The following is a 7,887-nucleotide window of genomic DNA, read 5'->3' on the forward strand; positions in this document are numbered from 1 at the left end:
ACGTACAACATTCCGTTGGTGTTGCGTTTGGTGGGTGAGTTGGATGTGTCGGCGATGGAGGCGGCGCTCAATGATGTGATCGCCCGGCACGAGCCCTTGCGGACGGTGTTCCCCGACCGTGACGGTGAGCCGTATCAGCACATCCTCACCCCCACCGAAGCCCACCTCACCCTCACCGTGGAAGACGCGCGGGTGGTGGAGCGGCGGGAGCGGCTGGTGCACGACATGGCACGGCACGGATTCGAGCTGGACCGGGACGTGCCGCTGCGCGCGATGCTGCTGACGACGGGGCCCGACGAGGCGATGCTGATGTTGACGATGCATCACATCGCGGGTGACGGCTGGTCGATGGCGCCCCTGGCCGAGGACCTGGTCGCCGCCTACGCGGCCCGCCGTGAGGACCGGTCCCCGCAGTGGTCCGCGATGCCCGTTCAGTACGCCGACTACGGCCTCTGGCAGCACGAACTGCTCGGCGAGGACAGCGACCCCGACAGCCTGCTGCGCCGCCAGGCCGCCTACTGGACCGACCACCTGCGCGGTCTGCCCGACGTCGTGTGCCCGCCCACCGACCGACCGCGGCCGTCCGAAGCGTCGCACAGTAGCGAGATGCTGCCGTTCGAGATCGACGCCTCGGCCCATGCCACCCTGCGGGAGCTGGCGCGGGCCCACGGAGCGACGTTGTTCATGGTGCTCCACGCGGCGCTCGCCGGGCTGATGTCGCGGCTCGGTGCCGGCACGGACATCGCGGTGGGCTCGCCCATCGCCGGCCGCACCGACGAAGGCCTGGACGACCTGGTCGGCTTCTTCGTCAACACCCTCGTCCTGCGCACCGACACCTCGGGGCGACCGTCCTTCGCCGATCTGCTGGCGCAGGTCAGGGAGACCAGCCTGGCCGCCTACACCCACCAGGACATCCCCTTCGAGTACCTGGTGGAGAAGCTGAACCCGCAGCGCTCCTCCGCCCACCATCCCCTCGTCCAGGTCATGCTCACGCTCCAGAACACCGCGGAGGTGCACTTCGACCTGCCCGGGCTCCAGGCCCGGCTGGAGAACCCGGGGCAGGGCAGCTCACAGTTCGACCTGTTGCTGAACATCGGCGAGACCTTCGACGAGAACGGCGATCCGGCGGGCATCACCGGGTTCGTCGAGTACGCCACCGACCTCTACGACCCCGACACCGTCGCGGCCTTCGGGGCGCGGTACGCACGGTTCCTGAACACCGCGGCGGACGCCGCGGACCTACCGATCGACACCCTGGACCTGCTTGCCCCGCACGAACGCCCGCAGCTGCTCGACTGGTCGGGCGTGCGCGGCTCGGCGAGGCCCGAACCGCTCACCCTGCCCGACCTGTTCGCCGAGGCCGTGCGGCGCGCCCCGACGTCCCCCGCCGTCGTGAGCGGGGACGAGGAGTTGACGTACGCCGAACTGGACGCCTGGTCGAACCGGATCGCGCGGCTGCTGGCCGACCGCGGTCTCGGTCCGGGCCGGCGGGCGGCGCTGCTGATGCGGCGCGGGCCCGGCCTGCTCGCCGCGCTGCTGGGCGTACTGAAGACCGGCGCGGCCTACGTGCCCGTGGACCCGGACTACCCGGCGGAGCGGCGGGCGTACATGCTCGGCGACGCGGAGCCGGCGGTGGTGCTCGACGACGCGTGGGTCCGGCAGGACCTCACGGACCACGCCGACACGGACCCCGGCATCGCCGTCGACCCGGCGTACACCGCGTACGTGATCTACACGTCCGGGTCCACCGGCCGCCCCAAGGGCGTCGAGATCACGCACGCCGGGATCGCCGGGCTCGCAGCGGCCAAGCGGGCCGCCTTCGCGCTGCGCCCCGGGGACAGGGTGCTCCAGTTCTCGCCGTCCAGCTTCGACGCCATGGTTTCCGAGATGGTGACCGCCTTCAGCGCCGCGGCGACGCTGGTGGTGCCCGAGGAGACCGGCATCGCCGGACGGGAACTCGCCGAACTGCTCCACCGCGAGCGGATCACCAATGCGACCCTCCCCCCGTCCGTCCTGGTCACCCTGGAGGACACCCACGGGCCGGACGGGCTCCCCGACCTGACCACGCTGGCGGTCGCGGGCGAGGCGTGCCCGCCCGACGTGGCAGCGCGGTGGGCCCCGGGACGCCGGATGATCAACGCGTACGGGCCCACCGAAGTGACCGTGGGCGCCGCGATGAGCCCGCTCCCGGCCGGCCGGGAGACCGCAGTGGTACCCATCGGCCGGCCCCTGCCCGGGCTGGCCGGACTGGTCCTCGACGAGCGGCTCGAACTGGTCCCGGCGGGCGTGTGGGGCGAGCTGTACGTGTCGGGGGCGGGCCTGGCGCGTGGTTACGTGGGCCGCCCCGGCCTCACGGCCGAACGGTTCGTCGCCTGCCCCTTCACCGGCCCCGGCGCGCGGATGTACCGCACGGGCGACCTCGCCCGCTGGAACGCCGACGGCCAGCTGGAGTACCTCGGTCGGGCCGACGACCAGGTGAAGATCCGCGGCTTCCGGGTCGAACCCGGTGAGATCGAAGCCGTGCTGCGCGGCCGCCCGGGCGTCGCCCAGGCCGCGGTGACCGCCCACGAACAGCAGGACGGCGTGAGCCGACTCGTCGCCTACCTGGTGCCGGAGGAGGGCAGCGAACTCACGGTGTCCGTGGTGCGGGACGCGGTGCGCGACCGGCTGCCCGACTACATGGTGCCCTCGGCCTTCGTCGTGCTCGACGCCGTACCGCGCACGCCGAGCGGCAAGCTGGACCGGTCCGCGCTGCCCGCCCCCGACTTCGCGAGCACCTCCAGGCGGGCCGCCCGCACACCGCAGGAACAGATCCTCGCCACCCTCTTCGCGGACGTCCTGGGTGTTCCGGTGGTGGGGGTGGATGACGATTTCTTCGATTTGGGTGGGCATTCGTTGTTGGCGACTCGGTTGGTGAGTCGGGTGCGTGCGGTGTTGGGGGTGGAGTTGTCGTTGCGGGCGTTGTTCGATGCGCCGACGGTGGCGGGGCTTGCGGGTGGGTTGTCGGGTGTGGGTGTGCGTCCGGTGTTGGAGCGGCGGGTGCGGCCGGAGGTGTTGCCGTTGTCGTTCGCGCAGCGCCGGTTGTGGTTCCTGTACAAGTTCGAGGGCGCGTCGGCGACGTACAACATGCCGCTCGTCCTCAAGCTCACCGGCGCGCTCGACGTGACCGCCCTGGAAGCCGCGCTGGGCGACGTCATCGCGCGGCACGAGCCGCTGCGCACGGTCTTCCCCGACACCGACGGACAGCCCTACCAGCACGTACGGGACGTCGCGCAAGCGCGCCTGGAACTCACGCCGGAACCGGTCCCCGAGGACGAGCTCAACGCACGGGTGGAGGAGTGCGTCCGCCACCGCTTCGAGCTCGACCGTGAGATCCCCGTTCGCCCCCGGCTGCTGAGCACCGGCCCGGACGCCCACGTCCTCGTACTGACGATCCATCACATCGCCGGGGACGGCTGGTCGCTCGGCCCCCTCGCCGACGACCTCAAGAGCGCCTACACCGCCCGCCACGGGGGTGAACGGCCCAGGTGGTCCGCGCTGCCGGTGCAGTACGCCGACTACAGCCTCTGGCAGCACGAACTGCTCGGCGACGACACCGACCCCGGTGCCCTCTTCACCCGCCAGGCCGCCTACTGGGCCGAGCACTTGGCGGGCCTACCGGAGGCCGTGAGCCTCCCCACGGACCGGCCGCGGCCCCCGGTCGCGTCCAAGCGCGGCGCCGAGACCGGATTCACGCTCGACGCCCCGACGCACGCCGCGCTGCGCGAGCTGGCCCGCTCGGCGGACGCCACCCTGTTCATGGTTCTGCACACGGGTCTCGCGGCCCTGCTCTCACGGCTGGGCGCGGGGCACGACATCGCGGTCGGCTCGCCCATCGCCGGCCGCACCGACGAGAACCTGGACGAACTGGTCGGCTTCTTCGTCAACACCCTGGTCCTGCGCACCGACACCTCCGGCGATCCCACGTTCGCCGATCTGCTGGCCCAGGTCAGGGAGACCAGCCTGGCCGCCTACACCCACCAGGACATCCCCTTCGAGTACCTGGTGGAAAAGCTCAACCCGCAGCGCTCCACCGCCCACCACCCCCTCATCCAGGTCATGCTGGCCCTCCAGAACAACGCGGACCTGCGCTTCGAACTGCCCGGCCTGGACACCCGGCTCCTCGAACCGGCGCCCGGCGGCTCACAGTTCGACCTCACCCTCAACCTGGTCGAGAGCTTCGACGAGGACGGCAGGCCCGCCGGGCTCTCCGGCATGATCGAATACGCCACCGACCTGTACGACGCCGCCACCGTGGACGCCTTCGCGACCCGCTGGACCCGTCTGCTGGCAGCCGCCGCAGAGGACCCGCAGCGCCGCGTCGGCGCACTCGACCTCCTCGACGCCGCCGAACGGCGCACCCTGGCCGCCTGGAGCACGTCGCCGCGCACCGAGCCGGAGGCGACCCTGCCCGAACTCTTCGCGAGGCAGGTACGCGCCACCCCGCACGCACCCGCGCTGATCGACGCCGACGGCACGGCCTCCTACGCCGAACTCGACGCGCGCGCCAACCAGATCGCCCACTGGCTCATCACTCGGGGCGCGGGCCCCGAGTCCCCGGTCGGCGTCGCCGTCGACCGCTCCCGCACCCAGATCGCCGTCGTCCTCGGCGTCCTCAAGGCCGGAGCGACCTACCTGCCGATCGACCCCGGACACCCCGCCGAGCGGATCGCGTACCTGATCGCCGACGCCCGGCCCGCGCTGGTGCTCGCCACCCGACCCCTGGACGTGCGGGCGCCGCTCGTCCTCACCGACGACCCCGCCACCACCGCCGCGTGGGACCGGCAGCCGACGCGGGCCCCCCGGGACAGCGACCGCACGGCACCCCTGTCCCCGTCCAACGCCGCGTACGTCATCTACACCTCGGGGTCCACCGGCACCCCGAAGGGCGTGACCGTCACCCACGCCGGCCTCGCCGGTCTGACCGCCACCGCCGAACGCTTCGGCCTCGGCGAGGGCAGCCGCACCCTTCAGTTCACCTCGTCCAACTTCGACGTGTCCGTGATGGAACTCCTGACGGGCTTCACCGTCGGCGCCGCGCTCGTGCAGACCGGCACCGAACACCTGGTCGGCGACCAGCTCGCCGCCGCGCTCGCCACCCACCGGGCCACCCACCTCTTCATCCCGCCGTCCGTCCTGGCCACCCTCCCGGCCGCCGCCGAGTCCGCCCTGCGCGACCTCCGGTCCCTGGTGGTCGCGGGCGAGGCGTGCCCGCCCGCCCTGGCCGCCCGCTGGTCCGCGGGACGCCGGATGATCAACGCCTACGGCCCGACCGAGGCCACCGTCTACGCCACCACCAGCCCGCCCCTCACCGACGCGCACGCCCCCATCGGCACCCCGGTCGTCGGCGCCCGCGTGTTCGTTCTGGACAGCAGCCTGGCGCCCGTGCCGCCGGGCGTGCCCGGCGAGCTGTACCTGGCAGGGCCGGGCCTCGCGCGCGGATACGTCCGCCGGCCAGCCCTGACCGCGGAGCGGTTCGTGGCGTGCCCGTTCGACACGCCGGGCACCCGGATGTACCGCACCGGCGACGTCGTCCGCTGGAACACGGACGGACAACTGGAGTACCTGGGTCGGGCCGACGACCAGGTGAAGATCCGTGGGTTCCGGGTGGAGCCGGGCGAGGTGGCGGAGGCGCTGCGGCGTCTGCCCGCGGTGGCACAGGCCGTCGTGGCGCCCTTCGTCCACGGGGGCGAGACCCGCCTCGCCGCCTACGCGGTTCCCGTACCCGTGCCGGACGCCCGGACCACGCCCGCCTCACTGCGCGCGGACCTCCAGGAGGTACTGCCGGGCTACCTCGTGCCGTCCACGATCATCCTGCTGGACGCGCTGCCGCTGACCCCGAACGGAAAGATCGACCGGGCGGCGCTCCCCGCACCGCAGTACACCGGGCACAACGCGACCGCGCCCCGCACCCCGCAGGAGGAGATCCTGTGCGGTCTGTTCGGGGACGTTCTGGGGGTGTCGTCGGTCGGGGTGGACGACAGTTTCTTCGATTTGGGTGGGCACTCGCTGCTGGCGACGCGTTTGGTGAGCAGGGTTCGTCGTGTGATGGGTGTGGAGTTGTCGTTGCGGGTGTTGTTCGAGGAGCCGACGGTGGGGAGGCTGGTGCGGCATCTGGGTGGGGGGCAGGTGCGTCCGGTGTTGGAGGCGCGGTCGCGTCCGAAGTTGTTGCCGTTGTCGTACGCGCAGCAGCGGTTGTGGTTCCTGCACAAGCTGGAAGGTCCCTCGGCGACGTACAACATGCCGTTCGCCCTGCGCCTCACCGGCGACGTCGACCACGACGCGCTCGAAGCCGCCATCAACGACGTCGTGGCGCGCCACGAGGCCCTGCGCACGGTCTTTCCCGAGAGGGACGGCCGGCCGTACCAGTACGTGCTGCCGGTGGACGAGGCCCGGGTGCCCCTCACCGTCGAGCCGGTCGCGGAGCCTGCGGTCACCCCTCGTATCGCCGGGACCATCCAGCACGGCTTCCGTCTCGACCGTGACGTTCCCGTCCACGCCCACCTGCTCGACGTCACCGGGAGCGACGACGCGGTGTTGGTGCTGGTGCTGCACCACATCGCGGGGGACGGGTGGTCGGCGGGTCCGCTGGCCCGGGACCTGGTGACGGCGTATGCGGCCCGCTCGGACGGCGAGGCCCCGGCATGGACGGCGCTGCCCGTGCAGTACGCGGACTACACCGTCTGGCAGCACGAGGTACTGGGGGACGCCAACGACCCGTCGAGCGTGGTGGGCGGCCAGTTCGCCTACTGGCAGCGCCAGTTGGAGGGCGCGCCGGAAGAGGTGACGGTGCCGGGTGACCGGCCGCGTCCCGCTTCGGCCTCGTACGAGGGCGAAGTGATTCGCTTCGAGGTCGACGCCGACCTGCACGCAGGGCTACGGGACCTCGCGCGGTCCGCGGACGTCACCCTGTTCATGGTGCTCCACGCCGGACTCGCGAGCCTGCTGTCACGATTGGGTGCGGGTTCGGACGTTGTGGTCGGTTCGCCGGTCGCGGGGCGGATGGACGAGGGCTTGGACGACCTCATCGGCTTCTTCGTCAATACGTTGGTGGTGCGGACGGATGTGTCGGGTGATCCGTCGTTCGGTGAGTTGTTGGGGCGGGTGCGTGAGGGGTGCCTGGAGGCGTTTGCGCATCAGGATGTGCCGTTTGAGTTGGTGGTGGAGCGGTTGAATCCGGTGCGTTTGGGTGGTCGGCATCCGTTGTTCCAGGTGGCGTTGGTGTTGCAGAACAATGAGGAGGCGCGGTTTGAGTTGCCGGGTTTGGGTGTGCGGACGGAGTCGGTGGGGACGGGGACGGCGAAGTTCGATGTGACGGTGAGTGTGTCGGAGGTCTTCGACGAGGACGGTCGTCCGGCGGGGATGTCGGGGTTCATCGAGTACGCGACGGACCTGTACGACCAGGACACGGCGGAGTTGTTCGGGGCGCGGTTGGTGCGGGTGTTGTCCGGTGCGGTTGCGGGGCCTGGTTCGCGGGTGGGTGAGCTTGATGTGTTGGGTGCGGGTGAGCGGGAGCGGTTGTTGGGTTGGTCGGCGAGTGGTGTTGCTCCTGTGGTGAGTACGTTGCCGGAGTTGTTCGTGGGGCGGGTGCGGGAGTGCCCGGATGCGGTGGCGGTGGTGTGTGGTGAAGAGGAATGGTCATACCTGGAGTTGGGTGAGCGAGCGAATCTGTTGGCTCGTTGGTTGATTGGTCGGGGTGTGGGTCCTGGTGGTGTGGTGGCGGTTGCGGTGCCGGCGGGTGTGGAGCAGTTGTTTGCGGTGTTGGGTGTGGTGTTGGCGGGTGCTGCGTATGTGCCGGTGGATGTGGAGTATCCGGGGGCGCGGATCGGTTGGTTGTTGGAGGACGCA

At 71.2% G+C, this 7,887-nt stretch carries 1 protein-coding gene; it reads left to right on the forward strand.

The genetic code is table 11. The annotated features are described in order from the left end of the window. Positions 1 to 15 precede the first annotated feature (15 nt). A partial coding sequence (locus ACFYOU_RS33245) for an amino acid adenylation domain-containing protein (RefSeq protein WP_391311032.1) occupies positions 16 to 7,887 on the forward strand: 7,872 nt, incomplete at its 3' end.

The organism is Streptomyces sp. NPDC005955 (assembly GCF_042871255.1).
Classification (GTDB): Bacteria; Actinomycetota; Actinomycetes; order Streptomycetales; family Streptomycetaceae; genus Streptomyces.